The 20,814-nt window shown below is 50.4% G+C and carries 17 protein-coding genes, 1 tRNA gene, 2 pseudogenes and 1 CRISPR repeat array; of the genes and pseudogenes, 4 read left to right on the top strand and 16 right to left on the bottom strand.

Annotation, left to right across the window (positions count from 1 at the left end):
* Nucleotides 1-69: 69 nt before the first annotated feature.
* The 10 genes and pseudogenes from VB741_RS24405 to VB741_RS24360 all read right to left on the bottom strand — a co-directional run bounded on the left by VB741_RS24405 (nt 70) and on the right by VB741_RS24360 (nt 12,844).
* Nucleotides 70-747: a hypothetical protein gene (locus VB741_RS24405; protein ID WP_323367829.1), complete on the bottom strand. Its 678-nt coding sequence runs from the start codon at nt 745-747 to the stop codon at nt 70-72.
* An 18-nt stretch (nt 748-765) separates the two neighbouring features.
* Complete coding sequence (locus tag VB741_RS24400; protein WP_323367828.1) at nt 766-1,179, bottom strand: type II toxin-antitoxin system VapC family toxin; 414 nt, start codon at nt 1,177-1,179, stop codon at nt 766-768.
* Nucleotides 1,166-1,414, bottom strand: a complete 249-nt coding sequence (locus VB741_RS24395) for a hypothetical protein (RefSeq protein ID WP_323367827.1) — start codon at nt 1,412-1,414, stop codon at nt 1,166-1,168. The genes VB741_RS24400 and VB741_RS24395 overlap by 14 nt, the downstream gene beginning before the upstream one ends.
* Nucleotides 1,415-1,451: 37 nt before the next feature.
* Nucleotides 1,452-4,364 (bottom strand): Eco57I restriction-modification methylase domain-containing protein, encoded by a 2,913-nt coding sequence (locus tag VB741_RS24390; protein ID WP_323367826.1) that lies wholly within the window; start codon nt 4,362-4,364, stop codon nt 1,452-1,454.
* A gap of 64 nt (nt 4,365-4,428) precedes the next feature.
* Complete coding sequence (locus tag VB741_RS24385) at nt 4,429-5,019, bottom strand: Uma2 family endonuclease (protein WP_323367825.1); 591 nt, start codon at nt 5,017-5,019, stop codon at nt 4,429-4,431.
* Between the two features lie 40 nt (nt 5,020-5,059).
* Nucleotides 5,060-8,323, bottom strand: coding sequence for a DISARM system SNF2-like helicase DrmD (gene drmD, locus VB741_RS24380; RefSeq protein WP_323367824.1), 3,264 nt, complete (start codon nt 8,321-8,323; stop codon nt 5,060-5,062).
* Nucleotides 8,324-8,334: 11 nt separating this feature from the next.
* Nucleotides 8,335-10,419 carry a 3'-5' exonuclease gene (locus VB741_RS24375; protein WP_323367823.1) on the bottom strand — a complete coding sequence of 695 codons (2,085 nt, stop codon included), beginning with the start codon at nt 10,417-10,419 and terminating at the stop codon, nt 8,335-8,337.
* A gap of 220 nt (nt 10,420-10,639) precedes the next feature.
* Nucleotides 10,640-11,300 (bottom strand): annotated as a pseudogene (locus VB741_RS24370) (IS6 family transposase).
* Between the two features lie 97 nt (nt 11,301-11,397).
* Entirely contained in the window at nt 11,398-12,573 is a 1,176-nt protein-coding gene (locus VB741_RS24365; protein WP_323367822.1) for a tyrosine-type recombinase/integrase, read from the bottom strand.
* A 199-nt stretch (nt 12,574-12,772) separates the two neighbouring features.
* Nucleotides 12,773-12,844: transfer RNA gene (locus VB741_RS24360), tRNA-Gly, on the bottom strand.
* Nucleotides 12,845-12,963: 119 nt separating this feature from the next.
* Here VB741_RS24360 and VB741_RS24355 point away from each other — a divergent pair.
* The gene (locus VB741_RS24355; protein WP_323367821.1) at nt 12,964-14,073 is read left to right on the top strand and encodes a hypothetical protein; all 1,110 of its coding nucleotides are present in this window, start codon (nt 12,964-12,966) and stop codon (nt 14,071-14,073) included.
* Here the strand turns inward: VB741_RS24355 and VB741_RS24350 are convergent.
* Nucleotides 14,036-14,392: a hypothetical protein gene (locus VB741_RS24350; protein WP_323367820.1), complete on the bottom strand. Its 357-nt coding sequence runs from the start codon at nt 14,390-14,392 to the stop codon at nt 14,036-14,038. The genes VB741_RS24355 and VB741_RS24350 overlap by 38 nt on opposite strands.
* Nucleotides 14,393-14,961: 569 nt before the next feature.
* Here VB741_RS24350 and VB741_RS24345 point away from each other — a divergent pair.
* Complete coding sequence (locus VB741_RS24345) at nt 14,962-15,213, top strand: hypothetical protein (protein ID WP_323367819.1); 252 nt, start codon at nt 14,962-14,964, stop codon at nt 15,211-15,213.
* Between the two features lie 63 nt (nt 15,214-15,276).
* Nucleotides 15,277-15,963: a Uma2 family endonuclease gene (locus VB741_RS24340; RefSeq protein ID WP_323367818.1), complete on the top strand. Its 687-nt coding sequence runs from the start codon at nt 15,277-15,279 to the stop codon at nt 15,961-15,963.
* Nucleotides 15,964-16,271: 308 nt separating this feature from the next.
* A CRISPR array of direct repeats spans nt 16,272-17,453; the repeat unit is 35 nt; unit sequence GTTTCCATTAATTCAACTTCCGAGGAAGTTTTGAG.
* A 208-nt stretch (nt 17,454-17,661) separates the two neighbouring features.
* Here VB741_RS24340 and VB741_RS24335 read toward each other — a convergent pair.
* The 5 genes and pseudogenes from VB741_RS24335 to VB741_RS26545 all read right to left on the bottom strand — a co-directional run bounded on the left by VB741_RS24335 (nt 17,662) and on the right by VB741_RS26545 (nt 19,625).
* Nucleotides 17,662-18,081, bottom strand: a complete 420-nt coding sequence (locus VB741_RS24335; protein WP_323367817.1) for a DUF7682 family zinc-binding protein — start codon at nt 18,079-18,081, stop codon at nt 17,662-17,664.
* A complete protein-coding gene (locus VB741_RS24330) occupies nt 18,078-18,464 on the bottom strand; it encodes a four helix bundle protein (RefSeq protein ID WP_323367816.1) in 387 nt (128 codons plus the stop codon). The genes VB741_RS24335 and VB741_RS24330 overlap by 4 nt, the downstream gene beginning before the upstream one ends.
* A gap of 41 nt (nt 18,465-18,505) precedes the next feature.
* Nucleotides 18,506-18,784: a CRISPR-associated endonuclease Cas2 gene (gene cas2 / locus VB741_RS24325; RefSeq protein ID WP_323367815.1), complete on the bottom strand. Its 279-nt coding sequence runs from the start codon at nt 18,782-18,784 to the stop codon at nt 18,506-18,508.
* 15 nt (nt 18,785-18,799) lie between these two features.
* Nucleotides 18,800-19,348 (bottom strand): annotated as a pseudogene (gene cas1 / locus VB741_RS24320) (CRISPR-associated endonuclease Cas1); the annotation flags it as partial.
* Nucleotides 19,272-19,625 (bottom strand): reverse transcriptase domain-containing protein, encoded by a 354-nt coding sequence (locus VB741_RS26545; RefSeq protein WP_442786447.1) that lies wholly within the window; start codon nt 19,623-19,625, stop codon nt 19,272-19,274. The pseudogene cas1 and the gene VB741_RS26545, both read right to left, overlap by 77 nt.
* Before the next feature lie 299 nt (nt 19,626-19,924).
* Here VB741_RS26545 and VB741_RS24310 point away from each other — a divergent pair, with 299 nt between their 5' ends.
* The gene (locus VB741_RS24310) at nt 19,925-20,752 is read left to right on the top strand and encodes a helix-turn-helix domain-containing protein (protein ID WP_323367812.1); all 828 of its coding nucleotides are present in this window, start codon (nt 19,925-19,927) and stop codon (nt 20,750-20,752) included.
* Nucleotides 20,753-20,814 lie beyond the last annotated feature (62 nt).

Below are 20,814 nucleotides of genomic sequence, written 5' to 3'. Positions count from 1 at the left end.
ACGCTTCCTTTCCCCTTTATCTGACTTACAACAGCGTATTTTGCAGTTGTTAGGCTGCTCTGATGCCATCTATCTTACGCTCACGGGATAATTCTTCATTCTCTCTCTATTTTGAGCGAACCTTGAGTGTAATGTACAAAAAGCTGAATCTGTATCAAGCGCAAAGACAACTAAAGCTTCTGAGAAAACTATTCCTGATGGCATAAAAGCAATTGACCATTGTGGAGAGTGGCGAGAGATGACTAAGACGCGATCGCAACTTGCGATCGCTCTAAACAAAGCAGGCGTAGTCTCACCAAATCGCCACCAATAACGTGCTCGAATTTCTCGATTTTGCTTAAGTCTTCCAGGTTTTACCTTCTCCTCCACAATCGCCATCAGCTCAGGCCACTCCCGCGCCTCCGCCTCACTCATCTCCCCAAAATTAATCACATACCGATGATGCCCATGGGTCGGGCTCGTATTCACCTCAGACCCACCAATATAGGGGGAAATCCGCTCCTGATTCTTAGGATTTTCCGCAATCAGCCGCTCCATCTCGGCAATCGGCGTCGCCTCCGCACTCGTATCATCAAACGTAAACCCCATACCCAGAACATAGCTACCAATAAAACTCTTTCCTGCATTGGCTAAAAGTACCTTGGGATTCTCATGTCCTCCCTTCGAGAACAAAAAAGCCGTAATTCTCTCCACGGCTCGACCATCCAACAAAATAGGAACACCATCAGGCAGCTGCGATACGTTCATGATCATCTAAAAAAACACCTATAAAAGCAAATTCTGAAAAGGATGTGTATTTTTCCACCGATATGTATTAAAGTCGCGCTGATCCACCGAAAAGATTCGACCATCGCCTAAATGCTCAGCTAAAACCACCAAAGACGCATCCGCTAAATCCATGGGCAAATCGGCATACTGCCCCATCAGCTCAGCTAGCCTCGCGCTTGTATTCTTCGGTAGATCGAACACTTGAAACAGATTCTGCTGATAGTTCTCTATAAATTTTATCTGCGCTTGTACACCCTTTCGCGTGAGTAACAAATAACACGTTTCCGTCATCACTGGCCAAGTGGTAATCAAATCCTCGTCATAGGTTTGAAATGCTTGATTAGCCGCTTGGTGGTACTTGTCCTTCTCATCGGCTAGGGCCAGCCAGAAACCCGTATCAGCGATGATCATACTTTTGCCCCCATCCATCCACCAGTGCTTGTTTGTAGGTTGTTGAAAGATTGTCTTCAACAGCAACACAACCGATAAACCCACTGGCCTTAAATTTTTCGTAGGGGCTGGCTTGGGCTGTCTGTGCAGGCTTAGGATATCGCTTCTTCAAAATTTCAACAAAATCAATCAGCAACGCCTGGGCCTCTGCTGGTAAATCTTGAATATCTCTTTGCACTTGTTCTAGACTGCTCATGCCTGTTCTCCCCAAATAAACTCAATCGATTTTGCGCTCATATTGACGTTGTCCTCGATCCTGTCTGCTTCCAAATATGCACCAAACTCACCACAACCGCCGCTGCTCCTGGCCAGCGATACCGGCGAGTCGCATGGTAAATCATGCCCCCATTCTGACAAATAAACCGCAGCCCCGTCGCACGCGTATCCCCCTGAGCGATACTATTCGTCGCAATCAGCCCCATGCTGCCCCCGACGCGCAGTAGACCAAAGCCCCGCCGAAAAAAATGGGCTACCAGGTCTGCATTACCATGGGATTCGGGATGAATTTCTTTCAACCACTGTAAATAGCCCTCTGGATGGGCATTAAGCAGGGTATTTTTTCCAGCGAAGGGTGGATTGCCGACGATGGCATCAAAACCCGGATTGGGCCGATCAAACACCTCAGGAAAACTCGTTTCCCAGTGCAAAGCCGTAATAGGCTTAGAAAAACTTTGGGGAATTCGGGCAATCATCTCGATCTCAGCTCTCTTGACCGAACCCGAACGCCATAGATTTACCTTATCAGCCAATGCTTTAGTTATCTCCTTGGCATTACGCTTTGATTTAGACAACGTTTGGAAGAAGGTAGCCAAAGCCACATCTGCCATCAGCCCTTGGTCGTTAAGATCATCGGATTCCTTGCGGTTAGACGAAAAAAATGAAGCCACTACCACATCGCTGAGCATCCGATTCTCGCTGGCTTCTAGTTCTGCTTCTTGTAGATTTGATCGCTTTTGTGCCACCGCTTCATCCGATTCCTCCGTAGAAAACGCAATCAAATCGCGATAAAACTTCGCTTTTTGCTGGTGTTCCTCGAATTCAGCAATCAGCGGCGCATCTGTTAAATCACTAGCTGACATAAACGCATTTAGCTGACGTGCCCCTACACCCACCAACGAATCGCCACACTTCAGAGCATGGTCCACAAATGTAAACGGCAAATCCTTTGCCAACGTCACCAACCACAATGACAACTTTGCCAAATTCACCGCAAACGGATTCTTATCTACCCCATACAAACATCGCTGCGCCACCAACCGTCGCGCATACAACAACGGCTCCACCGCCTCCGGCCCATCCTCCGGCATCCCATGGGTCTCCCACGCCTCCACCAGCTTCGCCGCCAACTGCCGACAAGCCTCCACCAAAAACGCCGCCGACCCCATGGCCAGGTCACACACCTTCAGCTCCAAAATCTCCTCAGTCGTAGGCCGCTCCCCCAATCGCTCAAAAATAGGCCGTAGTGTCGTCTCCACAATCGGCTGCGTCAACTTCCTCGGCGTATAGTGCGAGCCACTTCGTCTGCGCTCCTCCCCCGGCTGCAAATACAACGCCCCCGGCATCAACACCTGAGCCGTCCGCCCCGAAATCCGCCGCTCCAGCGCTGCCAGCAGCGCATCGACTGTCTTGGCGTCTTTCAGCGCTGTTGTCGCCTTACTGGTTAGAGTCAGCTCACCCTCTTCTTGTAGCACCTTTGCCCGATCCTTAGGCTTCGCTGCCAACAGGGTCTCCAAGTTGATCACCACATCCTTAGGCCGCACCGCAATGGACTGCGCCTCGGCCACTTTCACCTCATACCCCATAGTCGCCTCATACACCGAGCCAATCTGCTCCACATCCAACGCCCGGTAAGACAGCCGTTCCCCCTCTAAAATCAACAGCTTCTGAAGTATCCGATACACCACCCCATCCGCAATCCGTGGAATCTCGACCTGTATCTTGTCCCCCCCTTCCTCAAGGGGGGCCAGGGGGGATCTCCCTTCTAAAAATGGATATTCCTTCGGATCAAACAACTGCCCATGGCGTGCAGGCAAATACGCCCCATAGCTACCCCCACCGTCATACACCAACCGAAACAAACTCAGCAGCCAGGCCCAGGCCCCATACCGCTGATCCATCGTGTCCGGATACTGGCCCGCATCCTCCCGCAGCTTCTCATACAGCCCCGCCACAGAATAATTCCCCTGATACACCGCATCATCGGGCATCATCCCCCGATCTTCCGCATACAGCAAAAACACCAGCCGCATTAACGTCGTCACCAGTCCCCCATACACATGCTGCGGGTCCTTGTCTGCCAGTTCCCGCAACTGCCCAGCCGGTGCTTCCCCATGTCGATCATCCCGCTGCACATCCGCCGCCTGAAAGCCTCGCAACAACTCCCACAGCGCATCCAACACCTGCTCCGCCAGCTGGTTCGAAACATTCGCCTGATAATTCCGACTCGCTTCCAACAGTTTGGGCAGCGTCTTCGCCGTCGGCGCATTAAACAACCGCTCCGCCCCCAACAACATGTCCAGCGCTCCTAGGATGGGCCGTCCCAGCACCTCCGTCATCGCCTCTATGGGAAACGTCACATGACCCGACGACTCTCCACTGGGGGCATACACAAACCGCAACTGCACACCGTTCCACAAAATGCCGATGGGCACCTGCACCCCCTTCAGCAACCGTTCAAATTTCTGCTGATGGGTGGCAGCCCAGCCCGCCTCATTGCCACTATCCTTATCCAGCTCTGTCCCCAGGGGCACCGTCTTCGCCAACAACAGCCAACCGTCACTATCCGGGTCTTTCACCCCATAGTCAGGCCGCAGCGTTTCCCCATAGTTGGGCAGGTCCACCGCCAGATCCTCCGGCAGATCCTCCGCCTGGGTAAGATTCTCCGTTTCCCATTCTAAGATCTTTTCCGCAAAGACTGAAAACGTCTCCACCCAAGTTTGTTCACCCTTTAAAATATTTTCCTGTTTTTGCCCTGGCAGTCTCCCCTGCTCCACCAGGTTTTGCAACAACGGCTGTAGCCCCCGTGCTTTCTCCTTATCTACAAACGCATCCAGTTTACTCAGCGCCGGAGGCGACACCACCAAACCCTCTGGCTGCAGCAGCCCTAGCCATTCCTTGTGTTGATACTGCTCATTGTCGTAGGCCATAGTAGTCCGGAGCGTGCGTTACAAAATAGATAACAATCCGTAGGGTGGGCACCGCCCACCAGTCTTAAGTCTCTTCCACAGCACCTGCCTCAAACACAATATCTTCGTAAATGGCCTCAATGGGAAAGGTTAAATTCACAGACATTAGCTCAACAACATCACCCGCTTGATAGTTCAGAATCTGCCAGGCGTCTTGCTCAGTTCTCCGAAAGATTTCAATAGCGATCGTTTCCGAATCCACCAAAAAATACTCCTGCAAACTCGGATTGCGCCGATACATTCTAAACTTATCGCCGCGATCATAAGCCTCGGTTGAAGGTGACAATACTTCAACGACTAAGCAGGGATAGGTAACGTACTGGGTCGTTGTCTTGTCACGCTGATCACAGGTGACGCTGAGGTCAGGGTAAACATAATTGGCTGAGTTCAAAATGCTGACCCTCGCATCAGAATTGAGTACCTTACAGCCCTTCCCTCTCATGTGGGCTTTCAGCAATGCCAAGAAATTTCCTGAGATATCACTATGATTAATGGTTCCGCCACTCATAGCGTAGACTTCGCCGTTGAGATATTCGTGGCGATCGCGCTGCTGCTCCTCCCATGCGAAATATTCTTCTGGCGTTAACTTGGGAAACTGTTCTTTGGCGGCAACCATCACTCATCTCCTTTTTTCCATGCGTTACATTGACCATAAATCAACCCGTTACGGGCCACAAATACACCAGCCCCACCGGCTCTACCCGCGTGGCTTTCACCTTGTAGGCCTGCTCAATGCGGGCGGGTTCTAATTCTATTTCCTGTTCTAGATCCTTGAGCCGCTTTTCCCAGTGTCGCCGGTCGGCATCCAGCTGACGTTTCTCCGCTGTGGCAAATTCCAATGAAAACTGCTGAGCATCCTGGTCAGTCTTGTGCTGCTGCTGCCGGATGCGCTTTTGCTGACTTTCCAACAGCTGTCGCATCTCCTTAGCTTCTCGCTCACCCCGTTCCGTCAGCTTAGCCGTAGCATCCTTCGTTAGTTGTTCCACTAGGGCGTCCAAATGCTCCTGTAGGTCCGCCACATCCTGGGGCGCACTGTTTTGCAACCGCTGCTTAGCATTTTCCGGCACCTCCCGCAGACGCGGATTTGCCAGGGAATCTTCCAAGGTTTGCAGCACCTGGCGCACTGTGGCATCCCCCAACGCCTCCAGCCCATCACGACTCTCCGGTTCCTTCCACCGGGCCACCACCGGCACTATCTCATCGTGCAGTCGCGCCGCCCCATCGCCATACAGCGACAGCCGCCCCAGCATAATCACCCTGGGCAGGGCCGTATCCGTCAAACACACACAGGCCCGTGTCAAATCATCATGGACAAACCCTTGGGCTAAAAACCGCCCCAGCAACCGCTGCACCAGCCGTTGCTCTAGGTGCAAATGCACCGCCTCCCCATCCAGGGTCCCCGAATCTCGAAAAATTACTGGACGAATGGGCGCTTCCTTGCGCCATTCCCATAACTTTTGGTGCCGCTGACGGGGCGCTCGCAGGGTATCCAGGGTAGCTGCCCAGGTGGGGTCAGTGCCCAGCTTTTCGTCCAAAGATGGAATCTCCCACCGGGCATGGTCTGGATTTTCTAGCGCTTCTTTTTCTGAAATGGGTGATAGGGACCTAGCCCCCAGCACTTCCAGGGAAGCCGAAATGGCATCGCGAAAATGCCGGTCTTCAAACCCGAGCCATTTGTAGGAGCTGTCTAGAATAGTCTGTAACTGCTTTTCCTGATCCAGCAGTGACTCCCGCCGTTCGCGGATAGCCTCTAACTCATCCTGAATGGCTTGGGTCTTCGTCACCGAGGCCCCATCCTGATCGGCAGTAGCAATGCCTTCTGTCAGGGCGGTCTCATCACTGGCCCGAATGCCTTGCTTCAACAGGGCAGACACATTTTTTGCTACCACCGGAGACAAGCTGCCCAGCTCCTGCTGAATGGTCTTTGTCTTTTGCACCAGCACATCCAGCACCCGGTCCTCAGCCCGCTGGGGATAGACAAAGTAGTGACAATGAACCACCGCTGCCTTCTGTAAACGCCGATCGATGCGACCATTGCGCTGCTCCATGCGGCTGGGATTCCACGGCACGTCAAAGTGAAACAACTCGGAACAATAGTTCTGCAGGTTTACCCCCTCCCGCGCCGCATCGGTCGCGATCAAAATCCGTAGCGGGTGCTTGGCCGGGTCCGCATTAAACGCTTTTTTAATCAGCTCCCGTCGCTCGTCTCCCATGCCCCCATGGAATGTATCAATGCGGTTGTCGGCATTGTCCGAACCCTCGATGATGGCCTCTAGCTGCTGCTGCAAATAGCGCTTGCTGTCGGTGTATTCCGTGAAAATTAATACCTGCTGCTGGTTCCACTGGGCTCCCGGTTTCCCCAAGTCTGGGCATAGATGCTCCTTGAGCCAGGTTTTCATATACCCAATGCGACCATCGGCCTGGTACCGGGCTTTATTGGCAATCTGGCCCATTTCCTCCAGCAGTTCTAACTCCCGTGCCGTGACCGCCCCGCTGGAGCGAGTGGCTGCCTCCATTTGGGCATCGTCCTCCAGTTCAACTTCTTCTTCTGGCAGGTCCGCCCGGTCATCGTCATTGCCAGGGGCCTCTAGTAGCAGAGCCAACCTGGTCTGAATGTCTTTTAATGGCGGTGGGGGACTGCTTTCCTGGTCTTTTGCTGCCTGCCGTTCTACGGCTTTCCGGTGCACCTTCAACGTCCGGGCAAAGGCTTCAATCGAGGACAGCAGACGCTTTTGTAATGACAGCACCACCAGCATGGCCGCCGCCCGTGAAGATTTGCTGGCCTGCTTCAACCGCTCTTCTCGACAGGTGCGATACTCCTGCAGCAGCCTGGACAGCATCAGCTCTGGCGCATCCTCCGGGAGGTTATCAACCTTAACTGCAATAACCTCCCGCTTGGGGAAGTCGGCATTTTTAATTTCCCTCAGGTCCTGCTTGAGTCGCCGCACCATCACCGCATCCAGCAGTGCTTTACTGCGCACCGGCACCCCTCGACAAAACCGCTGGGGGTCCAAAATTTCTAACAGGGCCGCAAAGCTATTGGAATGGCCATTGTGGGGCGTAGCCGACAGAAACAACCGATGCTCAAACCGGGGGGCCAGCTCCCGTACCGTGCGGGTGAGCTGAGAATCCACCGCATACTTAGAGCTACTGGCCGGAGCTGCGTTGTGAGCCTCATCCAGAATAAACATGCCCCCCGCCGAAAAGTCCCCGAGCCAGTCCCGGAGAGGAGCCGCATAGGTCTCATTTCGCAGTAATGCATGGGAAATGATAAAGCGGTTATGGGTTTGCCAGGGGTTAATGCCATAGCCCCGCTGCCGCCGTCGGGCTGCCACAAATGCCCGGTCGTAGATGGTAAAGGTCAAGCCAAAGCGGCTTTCCATTTCATCCTTCCATTGCTGCACCACCGATGGCGGACAGGAAATCACCACCCGCTTAATTTTCTGACGCAGCAGCATTTCCCGTAAAATCAGCCCTGCCTCAATGGTTTTCCCTAGACCCACATCATCGGCAATAAACAGATTGACCCTGGGCATCCGCAATGCCTTGCGCAGGGGTTCTAGTTGATAGGTTTTGACCTCAATACCTGCCCGGTAGGGCGCTTGAAATAGGCGTGGGTCCGTGGATGTGACACAATTCCACCGCAGGGTGTGGAAATAGGCAGAAAAATAACGGGGATTATCGAACCCACGGCTGACTACTGCGTCCCAGGTGGCCGACTGGATCGGCTTGGCGTCAATTTCCCGTTCCCAGAAAATTGCTAGCTTTTCCCCCTGGGCATCGTCATCTACACAGGCCAGACACACCTGGGTATCACCCTCGGCATCCTGGGGGGCTATGACCTCTTCGACCAAGTATTGTCGCGATCGCACCCGCACTAACTGTCCGGGCGTGAGCATTTCTGCCACAGTCGATGTCATCGGCATTCCCCTTAGTCCTCCGCTTGTTCTTCCAGGGCTTCTAGTTCCGAATCCGTCAAAATATCTTCGATAAATCGGCTGGGGTAGCCAACCCAGGTCAGAATCGCTTCATCTCTGGCCCGCGTCAGGCCCACATACAGCAGGTGCTTTTCCCGTGTTAGCAGATCAGCCCGCAGTTGCTGATCTTGGATGTTCTGGAGTTGCGATCGCAATGGCACCTGCTCATCGGTAACATTCACCACAAAAACCGCCTTAAACTCCAAGCCCTTGGCTCGGTGTAGGGTGCCCACATGCACACCGGCACCCATCGCCCCCTCTCGCCGAATTAACTGACTTTTCACCCGATTTCGTTGTAATGCTTCCTGAATCAACGGCAGTGAATTATTCAGGCGACTAAAAATAGCAATTTCCTCTAGGTTTAGCCCCTCTTTACGCATGCGCTTAATTTCAGCACTCACATATTTCCACTGCTGGGCCTGGGTTTTCGCAGCATGGAGCGTCGGCTTGGGTCCCTTAAGCAGACTTACGGTACCCTTGCGTTTTTCAGTACCGCCATTCAGGTCATCCCCCTTGGCCCCCAGCAGCCGATCGGCAAACTGACGAATTTCCTCGGTGGTGCGGTAGTTGATGCGTAGGATTTGCGATCGCCCCTGCACATTCACCCCCAACCCCTTCAAACTAATCCGACTGCCATAGATCCGCTGGCCCCCATCCCCCGCCAGGGTGAGCGTATTGGGGCCATCCCCCGCCAATGCCACCAGTAGCCTGATCTCCTGGGGCCGCAGGTCCTGCAGTTCATCCACCACTACCGCATCAAACGGACTTTCCACCACCCCAGACGCCACAAAGTCCCGCGCCTGCTTACAGATGCTCGACCAATCCGCTTTTCCTTCCGCCTGCAGCGTCTTCTGCACCCGCTCAAAAATTGGCCAAATCTGCTCCCGCCCCTTGGCCGACAGCGGAAACCCCCGCCCTGACCTATTCGCCTTTTTATAGTCCTCCCAGGCCGTAATCCCCTGGTCCTGAATAATCGTTTCCCATTCCGTCAGCAGCATCGTCGGATCCAACGGACAGCTTGGAAAATGGGCCTGTTCGATTAAAGCCTCCAGATGAGAGCGGTCCACCGGTTCTAATTGTTGTCCCTTATCCGTCGCTAGTTTCAGCGCCTGTTTATGAACGGTACTGACTGTAATCAACGCCAGCTCTTCGGCCGTACACAGCAGTTTGAGATTACGTTCAATGTTTTCGCAGAGAGTTTTCACATAGCTCGTTAGCAACACCCGTTTTCCCTGCCGTGCCAGGTACCGCGCCCGATGCATTGCCACCACGGTCTTACCTGTTCCAGCACCGCCCGTAATCTTCACGGGTCCCGAAAAATCACCCGTTGCCAGATCCCGCTGCGACGAATGCAGAAACGCAATCCACGTATCCAGCGGTGCCTCCAGCATCCGCAGCAAATCCTCGTTGTCATTCAACACATAGAAACGACGCTGCACATCTGGCACCTCGGCCAGCTCCTGTCCCAGCGGTAACGGTATGGGTGGCGTTACCAATTCCCCCGCCGCCAAATTTAGCAAGCGGTTCCCCAGATCCTCCGGCAGATCGATCACAATATTGAGTAGCACATCCTCACTGCGCACCTTCCGCAACGTTGGCAGCCAGTTTTCCGGCACCCCCAAACTGACTAAGTACGCATCCCCATGGGTATCAAACAGCCCTGGTAGCGTATCCGTTGCTCCGCCAAAGCCCTGCACTTGCTGCTCCACCACCTCCGGCAGCGCCACAATCTGCAAGGCTCCCGTCTTAGAATGCCGTGCAATCTGCTTCGTCTCAGCCCAGTGATAGGCATCATCATGATGGTCTGCATGAAGCACGGTCCAAGTTTCACCATCCTTATAAATAATGGCCCTTAGCGCCTGGGAAATCCGCGCCGACCAAAGGTTCTGATTTTTCGTTTTATTGACCCGCTCCAGACTCAAACCCGGATGGGCCGGATTTTCAAGAAACTGGGTCAAAAATGTCCATACCCGCTTCGCCTCATTGGCCGACAGCGCCGAAACCGCCTTAGGAAACCCTTGATCAATCAGTACAGGCATAGAGCTAGGCCAGAACTCCCATAGCAAGAGGCTTCGTAAGAGTAGTGCCCCTTACAAAACCTTCCCGAGCGCATGAATTATAGCTCAACCAATGAGAATGGACTTGAAGTTGAGATCGAGCAAAGAAACCGATCAACTGGTTAATAAAAATGATACGGATAACGTGGTTGCGTTGCCAAAAGCTCATAAAGAGAGAAGATCCCTGTCGATCTCACTCTTGTTATACAACTTCTCCAAAGATTTCGTTGATGAAAGAGAGCTTTCCTATGATATCTCCTTTGCCTATCCCAGCGATCTGTCTTTTTCGAATCATGTTCATGGCCTCATATCCTTTAAGTGTAGGTCTAGCTGTGTTGAATGAGCCGAATCCTAGGCCTGGCTTGAATTTTCGTTTTATAAATTGGTGGTCCTGCTCTACATTATTCAAGTATTTTATTTGTCTGGTTTCTGTCGTCTCAAGTAAGGCTTTGTCTTTCTTTAACTCCTCGATCGCAGGCGGATAGGCCGCATTCTGATCAATGGTGATGACTCTAGGGTCTACGGTGTGAGGTGCATTGAGAACTTTCTTGAGAAAGCGTTTAGCAGCCTTGGCATCCTGCTTGGCCTTGAGCATAAAGTCCAGGGTATTGCTTTCAGATCCGACGGCTCGATAGAGGTACTTCCACACGCTTTTGATTTTGATATAGTGATTTTCCACCCTCCATGCATCATGGTTGGGCTTGAGATACGGGCGGCAGTGCTGGTCGATTTCTGGTCTGAAAGTCGATCTTCATTTCCTCAAAATCCCGATAAATCAAGCTATAGCGGAGATACCAGCGGACGTTCAGCAGGATGATCTCAGGTTTGAAATGACGCCACTTCAATGGCTCTGAAGAAGTCATAGGGAACGGGTAGGGGCGATTCGATGACGCATCAGCTTATTCTGCGATTACAAAAGGGATCGCTTTTTTGCAACGGAACCATTCCATCAGGAGCATTTCAAAATTCAGGGACTTCTAGTTTCCGTTTCTTCCCTGCATAATGTCTATAGATTATCTCTGGAGAATTACCCACCAGCCGAGCCACATCTTTTGCATCCATGCCAGCCTCTAGTGCATGAGTAATAAATGTATGACGAGTCTGGTAAAGCTTACGATACTTAATCCCAAGGCCATCCAATACCTTTTTCCATACTCGATTTCTAAAATTGTTCGTATCGATCATTTTTCCAGCAGGTGACGGAAATACCAAAGCCCTCGATAAACTCTCCTGAGACTTAAGCGCCTTTAACAGTTTTTCCAAAGACCGATTACATGGAAATGACCGTTGTTCCTGAGTCTTTAGACCCAATCGGATCTCTTTTCCAGCATCAGTATCAATCAGTGCCTGGGCAAAAGTCACTTGCTTACAGTCTGCTGTCACATTTTGCCAGGTAAGCGCCACCGCTTCCGATGGACGGCATCCAGTCGCAAAGAGAAATTTAATAAACAGCCCATAGTAACTATGTTTGCGACTTGAGGTAGCTGGGCAAAATTGATCCGCCTCAATAGCCTTAATGATGGCATCACGCTCCAACAATGAGAAAGGATTGATATCATTCAGCCCTTTTTTTGCAGTAGCCTTAGGCATTTTTATTTTGGATGCCATTCCCTGAAAAGGATTATCATCAATCTGTTTTGAGTCCACGGCCCATTCACAACAGGCAGCCAGGCGAGTGATCAATCGCTTCCCCGCATCCAGTGGCAGGTTTAGCAAAATATAATCGCGAATCTCATTCGCCTTGGCCAACTCATGGGTAGGAAACCGTTTTACATGGTTGGTATAGGGACCATAGGTTTGCCGCATGGTGTTCGGCGAACACTGGGGCCGCTTAAACTCCACAAACTTTGTCCAGAGAGTGAGTAAGTCTACCTCTTCTTCTTCTGGAATTGCTTCCACTGCTGGCTCAGCACGGTACTTCACCAGAGTAGGGTCGAACTTCTCAAAAGCAATATCTGCTTCAATTAGCTTTGCCTTTGCTTCCGCAGCGCGTCGATTGAGCTTCGTATCTGGTAAACCCAGACTCAAATAATATCGTTTACCCCCGTGGCTAAAGACCAACTGCAGACGATCATTAGAGGTTTTGATACATACAGTACCTTTGGAAGCCTTTGGCTTTGTCCGAGTTGCAGCCATAGCAAAACCCTCAAAATTGGGGTAAATTCTTACCCCAATTTACCCCATCTTTACCCCAAACTTACCCCAATAATGGGCCTAAATTGACCCAAAATGACCCAACGCATGTCCTAAAGTATGTATTTTAAGGCCATAAAAAACGAAGACTCAAAAGCTGAAAGCCCCTGAAATCATTTGATTTCAGGGGCTTTCGTTTTAAAGCGGATGATGGGACTCGAACCCACGACATTCAGCTTGGGAAGCTGACGTTCTACCACTGAACTACATCCGCAGCCTGTATTGCCAGTGTTTCCAATGGCTCGAACGCAACTATAGCAGGTTTTTCACTTGACGGCAAACAGATGATTACAGACAATTACAGACGAACATTTAATGTGAATTTTAATGTGAATGGCACCTAAGGATTGCAGTCTGCAGGCAGTAAATGAACGGCTAAAAGCCAATGCTATTTCCGTATCTGTGCAGAAACGGGGAGCGCGTTTGATTTTACAGGCCACACTGCCTCCTAAACCGACTAGCAATAAGCGTAACCATCACCAGCAGCAGATATCTACTGGCTTGCCGGACAATCAGCAGGGACGCCGAAAAGCTGAGGGCATGGCCATTACGCTGGGTGGGAAGCTGCTGGATGGCACATTCAAATGGGAGGATTACGCTACCGCCAGGACGGAAAAGTCTAAGCAGTGTACAGAGGTGGTCAAGCGATTTGAGAAGGACTATCGGCAAAGAAATCAGCTTGAAAACCGTACCTGGCAGGAGAACTGGCACAAGGTTTTCAAGCAGTTGCCGCGAACGTCAGCCTTAACAGCTGACATTCTACGGGATGAATGTTTAAGTAAGCCGGAAAATTCGAGGACACGTCAGCAGACTTGTCAAAGGTTGCAGGCCCTGGCAAATTTTGCAGGAATTGATGTGGACCTGCTGAAGTATCAGGGCAATTATGGACCTAGCAAAGTAAAAGAACGAGACCTGCCCTCTGACGAATTAATTGCTCAGTGGAGAGAGCAAATTCCAAATCGAAACTGGCAGTGGGTTTATGGGATGATGGCTGCCTATGGTATTCGTCCCCATGAGGTTTTCTTTTGCGAGTTTACAGATGAAGGCTTACAGATTCTTAAGGGAAAAACGGGTCCCCGTCTTGTTTATCAAGCCTTTTATCCAGAATGGGTGGAGCGGTGGCACCTGACTACGGTTTGCAGGCCTAACGTAAATGCCGAATACTCCTATGAGAAGGGAAATCTAGGTCGAAAAATTAATACTCAGTTTCGTAGATATCAAATGCCATTCCCTCCCTATGATTTGCGCCATGCTTGGGCCATCCGCTCAACAGTGTTATTCAGAGTGCCTGAAACAGTTTCAGCTCAATTGATGGGCCATACGCCTGACGTTCACTTGAAGATATATCAGCGCTGGATTGACATTGCCAGGGGAAAGCAAGCGATTAAACAGGTTATGAGTGAATCTAACCTGCCCGCAGCCCCTCTCGTTCCCAGCGCTTGATGATTGCTCCAACTTTGAAGAGCCATTCGCGAGAGCCTTCAGGTTTAATGACTTCTTTGCCAGGTAGAAATACGCGACCTTCTCGGGCCGCTCTAGTCAGGTTGTCGCGGTGGGAGTAAACTGGTAACAACTGGGCATGAATCACTTCTGATGTGCTGTACCAAGTTTTCACAGTAGCTCTGCTCTTTAGCTCCTGAAGCTCATTGGTCAAGTTTTCAATGCGCTGTAAGAGCTGGTGGTTAATAACTGTTGTGTGAGCTAGTTGTTCATTAGTGCCGTCAATAATGCCAGCTAATCGTTCAAATAGTTGTTTATCCATTTTCTGTATTCCTTGACTATTTGACGTCTTTTGAGGAATTTGTTGAATGGGATATAGCGTTTTTGCATCCCGTGAGGTGCGGTTCAAAATCTGAAACTCTATCAGTAGAAGAGTCTGATGTACTCTATTAGAGTTGAAACCGCTATACACGCATTAGTAAAAGTATCGGTTTTATAACAATCCATACTTTTACCGCGCTGTTTATCTTTCCTGGCTGTCCAGGATAGCGCTACGCCAAAGTCTCTCTCTTTAGCTTCAACAATCGGTAGATGTGATGCTGGGCTCTCGAAACTACAACTTTATAGCTTGGAGAACCGTTAACAGTCCTGATAGCTCATATATTAAAAGAGATACTTAACTAATGATGATTCTATGCTGATATAGAAATATTACTTAATTTTTTTTACCAGTTGAATATTCATATTTTGCTGATGCTTAAGGCTTTTGTAACTCGGAGATAGGCTATGGGTGGAGGTTAAATCCCTATCTCTTAGGGGTTTAGTTGGCAGTATCAGCATAGGGGGCACTGTAGACCCTGAAAATTGACCTGTCTGAGTAAAGCGATCAGCATGAATTCTAAATCCCTTGTTCTGAAGGGATATTGGTCAGGTTTTCTAGTCATAATTACCTGGCTAACAGGTCCCTTGACTCAGGCGGAAGAGGAGCGTCCTCAGCAAGGCAAACGGATGATTGGTTTAGGGTCTACCGTGCTGTGGGAGCTGTGGCAACGCATGGCCGCCGCTAAACAGTCTCAAACCGAACGGCTGGGTCGCAAGCGCCAAGCGGGTGGTGGCTGCAAAAAGGATGCCGCAGGCAGGTGAATACGCACGCCCTTGCGCTCTCAACTACAATAAAAGAAAGAAAGTCTACTGAAATCCTTCGCCGTGGTATCCACTCGTCCACCGGTTATACCTATCCTTGAAAATGGCGATCACCTCAGCCGTGATGAATTTGAACGGCGGTATGCTGCCATGTCCCAGCTTAAAAAGGCGGAGTTAATTGAAGGAGTTGTCTACGTGCCTGCTGCTCTGCGATACCGAAAACATGGCAAACCCCACAGTGACATCATGACCTGGCTCGGGGTGTATGCGGCACTGACTCCCGGTCTCGAAGCTGCTGATAATCCTACTGTACGTCTGGATCTTGATAATGAACCACAGCCCGATGCCCTTCTAAGAATTAAGACCGCTTACGGCGGCCAGTCGTCCATTAGTGAGGATGACTATGTTGAAGGTGCCCCAGAGTTAATTGTCGAAATTGCCAGTAGCAGTGCTGCCTATGATCTCCATGAGAAAAAGACTGTCTATAGACGAAATGGGGTGCGGGAGTACATTATTTGGCAGGTGATTGATCAACGGCTAAGCTGGTTTCAGTTAGAGGCTGGAGAGTATATATTGCTGTCACCCGATGCTCAAGGCATTATTCACAGTCGTTTGTTTCCGGGTTTAGATTTGTCGGTGGCTGCATTATTAGCAGGTGATGTTGCTACGGTCCTTACGGTGGTGCAACAGGGAATTGCTAGTGCTGATCATGTTGCCTATGGGGATTGGCTTCAGAGTCAGTGCGGATAAATGTAGTGTGAAAGGCGAAGGGCGAAGGGCGGAAGGCGAAAGGCGGAAGGCGAAAGTTAGAGGATTTCTGTTAGCAACAGATTTTTCTGATTTCAGATACTTTATCCTGCTTGAAAGGCGTAAGGATAAAGGCGAAAGTTAGGGGATTTCTACTGGTCGAGAATTTGTCTAACGTCCAATGTTTCATCCTGTTTGGAAGGCGAAAGGCGTAAGGATAAAGGCGAAAGTTGGAGGATTTCTATTAGTCACAAATCTGTCTGATTGAAAATACTTTATCCTTTATCCTTTCGCCTTCATCCTTTCGATGCGTTTCCATTAATTCAACTTCTGAGGAAGTTTTGAGAGTCATTCAATGTGGTCTGACATCGTAGACCAAAACGGGTTTCCATTAATTCAACTTCCGAGGAAGTTTTGAGTTGAGATGTCCATCACGGACGAAGGACTTTATAAGTTTCCATTAATTCAACTTCCGAGGAAGTTTTGAGCTAAAACAAAACCGACTAAAACAAAACCGACTAGTTTCCATTAATTCAACTTCCGAGGAAGTTTTGAGTTGAAGAACTTAGACTTGTTATGGTCGGGGAAGAACCGTTTCCATTAATTCAACTTCCGAGGAAGTTTTGAGGACAGCAGTCGTCGAGTCCACGCAAGACGTTGGAATCGTTTCCATTAATTCAACTTCCGAGGAAGTTTTGAGATGACGCCTTTGACGTCTCATATAACGGTCAATGGAGTTTCCATTAATTCAACTTCCGAGGAAGTTTTGAGGCCACCTCCAACTCCCACTCGGAAGGTGGTCGTGGGGGTTTCCATTAATTCAACTTCCGAGGAAGTTTTGAGTATTTGTAAAGTATCAAGACGGCAGCGTAATTGCTGTCGTTTCCATTAATTCAACTTCCGAGGAAGTTTTGAGTCCAGATTCACTGGAGTGCCTGCAATGGCCAAAAAGGTTTCCATTAATTCAACTTCCGAGGAAGTTTTGAGGATCTTCAAAAAAAAGAGGGGCAATGGCGGATGACATGTTTCCATTAATTCAACTTCCGAGGAAGTTTTGAGACCCGGATGACTACAAGTGCGATTTTGACGTATACAGTTTCCATTAATTCAACTTCCGAGGAAGTTTTGAGCCGACTACAGCCGCGAGCCCGTGGACTTCCTCGACGTTTCCATTAATTCAACTTCCGAGGAAGTTTTGAGACCGGTCGTACCTATCGAGTTACCACCCAGAGGGTTTCCATTAATTCAACTTCCGAGGAAGTTTTGAGATGTTAAACCGGAGGCCTATAATGCGATCGATGATGTTTCCATTAATTCAACTTCCGAGGAAGTTTTGAGACGAACGCTTCGGTGTACCAGAACTCATACGCAAAGAAGCAGGTTTCCATTAATTCAACTTCCGAGGAAGTTTTGAGACTCTTCTAATGATGATGATGCCGTTTGCAGCACGTGCAATGGGTTTCCATTAATTCAACTTCCGAGGAAGTTTTGAGGCCCAGCTCCTAAAAGCTGCTCCACATCTACATTCTAAACCCCTATTTCTTTCGGGGGCAATGATCACCCCCAGCAAATGCGAATTATTCCTAACAACACCCTGTGGAAAACGGCTGAAACCCTTGTCCAGTAAGCGGGCTGCTGGGGGTGACGTAAGAATGCAGCTTTCAGAGATTACCTGACCCCAACAGCTCATCAGCATATCCATCATTGTTTCAACCGGCATGGCTTTCGAACCAACGTATTGTAAGCCTCATGGGACACCACTTTGACCGGATTAACCCGATTCCCACCGTTCTGACAGAGCAAGCGATAGCGACGTGTGATCGGAATTCTGATCACCTCCCGCCAGGAATGCAATCGCTTACCCCCTAGCTGCCAGTAGTGTGTCCCTTCGCTGAGGGCGGCTAATACCGCCCGGGCCTTTTTCACAATGGGTTGGGGCAAGCCCCGCAAATTAATCAAATCCTTCTCAAAAGGTGCCTGCCGCTGCCGCTTGGCCGCTTTTCTGGCAACTCGTTTAGCCTGGCGCAGCCGCTCTACATCAGCACAGCGATGGCAATACTGCCCAAACCCCCGATGACCACAGTCAAATTGCTGTTTATGTTTCCGACTGCGATGGCTCATGATGTCACCCAGGCATCGGCATGATCAATCAACCGAGCTGCTCCTGCGATAATTTCGGTATATTTGCCAAACAGCTCCTGTCCCACTTCCGCATCGAGATAGTCACAGACAATGGCAAATTCTAACCAGGTTTGGGTTTCTGCTGCCTCAGCCTCAACCTCGTTGAGCTTGGCTACAAATGCCCCCTTATAGCGACGCTTTTGCCAAGCTTCGGCCAGATTGGCACACACCGATCGCGACGAGCGGATAATTTGATCACCCAGCAGGGGGCGCTCTTTTGCAGGTAAGGCTTGAGCTACCTCAAAGACTCGCATCGCACTCTCAAAAGCCGTTTGATAGAGCTTGAGTTCGCGATGACTCATGACAAATCCTTGGTTAGACATAGTGTTCTCTCCAAATGGGTAAAAAATCAAGAAATCAGGCACTACACGATGAAGGCATCGTCATCAATTTCACGCTCAGGCTGGAGCCCTAAGATGACCACCTTGCGACGGGTGTGGCCTGACATCGGGTAAAAACGCAGCTGATCTTCGTCTGGCTTGAGATACTTGTTGAGCTTGCAGACCAGCATCTCGTGCTGCTTTTCCGTCAACATGCACTCAAAAACCGACTTCTGGACGCGTAACCCATAGCCCTCTAGCAGGTGAGCCACTTTGGTGCGGCGCTTATCTTTCACAACGTCGTAGCAGATTAGATAAAACACGAGATTTCCCCCTGTTTAGTTCTCCCAATGCATTGCCCGATAAGTCTCTTGCTCTTCCATCAGGCAAGACACATACTCCCAAACCTGTAATTCAAAGCAGCGCCGATAGTTAACGGTATGCCCCGTGGCTGGATGCTTGATGCGCTTATTTAGCCGTTCTTCCCAATGCTTGAGAAATTTCTTGAGGGCATCGGGCTGCAAGTAAACACCACCGCGATCGTCTGGGGGCGTAAAGTCTTCCTGGGTAAAAATGTTGGAGTTAATCAGATAAGCCACAAATGAGTCCACTACCGGAGCCCGAAATTCTTCGACCAGATCGCAGACCAGCGAGGGCCGATTTTTCTGCGGTTTGTGTAAATTGCCAAAGTGGGTATGCAGCCCCGCCGTTTCGACCATCGAGTGCAGGTGCTGTGAGAGCAGCGTATAGCCCAGGCTCAGCAAACTATTAATGGGGTCAGTGGGCGGACGGCGGGTACGCTTTTCAAACTCAAACTTGCCTTTGAGTAAACTGGCATAGGCTCGGAAATAAAGATTGGCCCCCTGGCCCTCGTACCCCAGCATCGACCAACCGCACCACTAATGGCTCTATGTCGAGCTGCTCTAACTGCGACAACAGCAGCGACCAAGACAGATGGTCAAAAAACTTCTGAATATCGGCCTTGACCACCCAGGCAGGCTGGTGGCGGTAACGCTCCATCACCTGATCAATCGCAAGATAGATTGAGTAGCCTGGTCGATAGGCATAGCACCCCTCGCTAAAGGTGGCCTCTAAGTCGGGATATACCTGCTGCAACAGAAAGCGCTGGAGGATGCGATCGCGTACGGTCGAAATCCCGATCATGCGGTGCCCCCCACTCTTTTTAGGAATCAAAAACCCCTTGGCGGGGCTGGCCTCATAGCACTCCCGCCACAGCTGCTTTTGCATCTGCCGTAGCTGCTCCGGGGCAATACCCGCAAACATGTCCACAGTGATGCCATCCACACCCGCCGCTTTACTTTTGCGCTGCACCAACTGCCAGGCAGCATTGAGATGATTCGCGTAAAACATACCCGTTACCCTCACGGTTGCTATAAATCCAGCATCGCAACGCACTATTTGAGTACGGATATGGCTTATATGAGGGAGTATATGATTTGTATATGAGTCAGCGATCGCTACAGCTATCTGAATCGGGGCAACGCGAGGCCAGACAGGCTCTGGTGCGCAATAGCCTGACTCAAAAAGCCCTCGCCGAAGAACGCCACATCGCCTCCTGGTCTACTATCAATAAATTCTTCAATGGCAAGCCGGTCGATCGCATCATCTTTCAGGAGATCTGTCAGGCGCTAGGGCTTGAGTGGGAAGACGTTGTTCGAAAGGATGAAGGGGGGGCCGGTTCATCCTTTCGCCTTTCGCCCTCATCCTTCCCTCCCCCGTCCCTCCTCACCGCTATCCAGACCAATGCCGCTGCTGCCCGCGAAGCCCTGACACCTAGAATTCTGGAGCGTATTCCAAGATCGGTTGTGCGCAAAAAGTATTTGCCTGCGATCGCACGTAGCCTCGCAGGCCAGCAACGGATTATCCCGATAATCGCCCCGGCTGGGTGCGGTAAAAGTACAATTTTGGGCGACCTATACGATGAGCTGATACAAACCGATACCGCCTGGGTGGGACTGGTGCTGTGTAGTACGCTGTCGCTGTCAACGGCCTATATGTCGTTTATGTCCTACGGTTTTGTTGCCGGTACGTTTGCCACACAAACCGCTTATAACCCTAATCAACCATCCCAGCTACGACAGTCGATGATCGACAATGCCTTTGGTAACGGGCTTTGTGGTCAATCACGGGGCATTGTGGACACCGTTGCCGACCTGACTCAGCATCATGGTCGCGGCGTACTCTTAATTGACACTTTGGACTTAGTAGACCTCTTGCATAATAGTTTCTATGGTAGATTTTTAGGTTTTGGTTCATTGCTTTACACCTAGGCAGATGAACTACGAAGCCACCCAAACCCTTAGCAATTCAAAGTTTAAGCGTCGATTCGGCG

It is taken from the genome of Leptothoe sp. PORK10 BA2, from assembly GCF_034932105.1.
In the GTDB taxonomy this organism is placed as follows: Bacteria; Cyanobacteriota; Cyanobacteriia; order Phormidesmidales; family Phormidesmidaceae; genus Leptothoe.
This window is presented reverse-complemented; position numbering and strand designations above follow the sequence as displayed.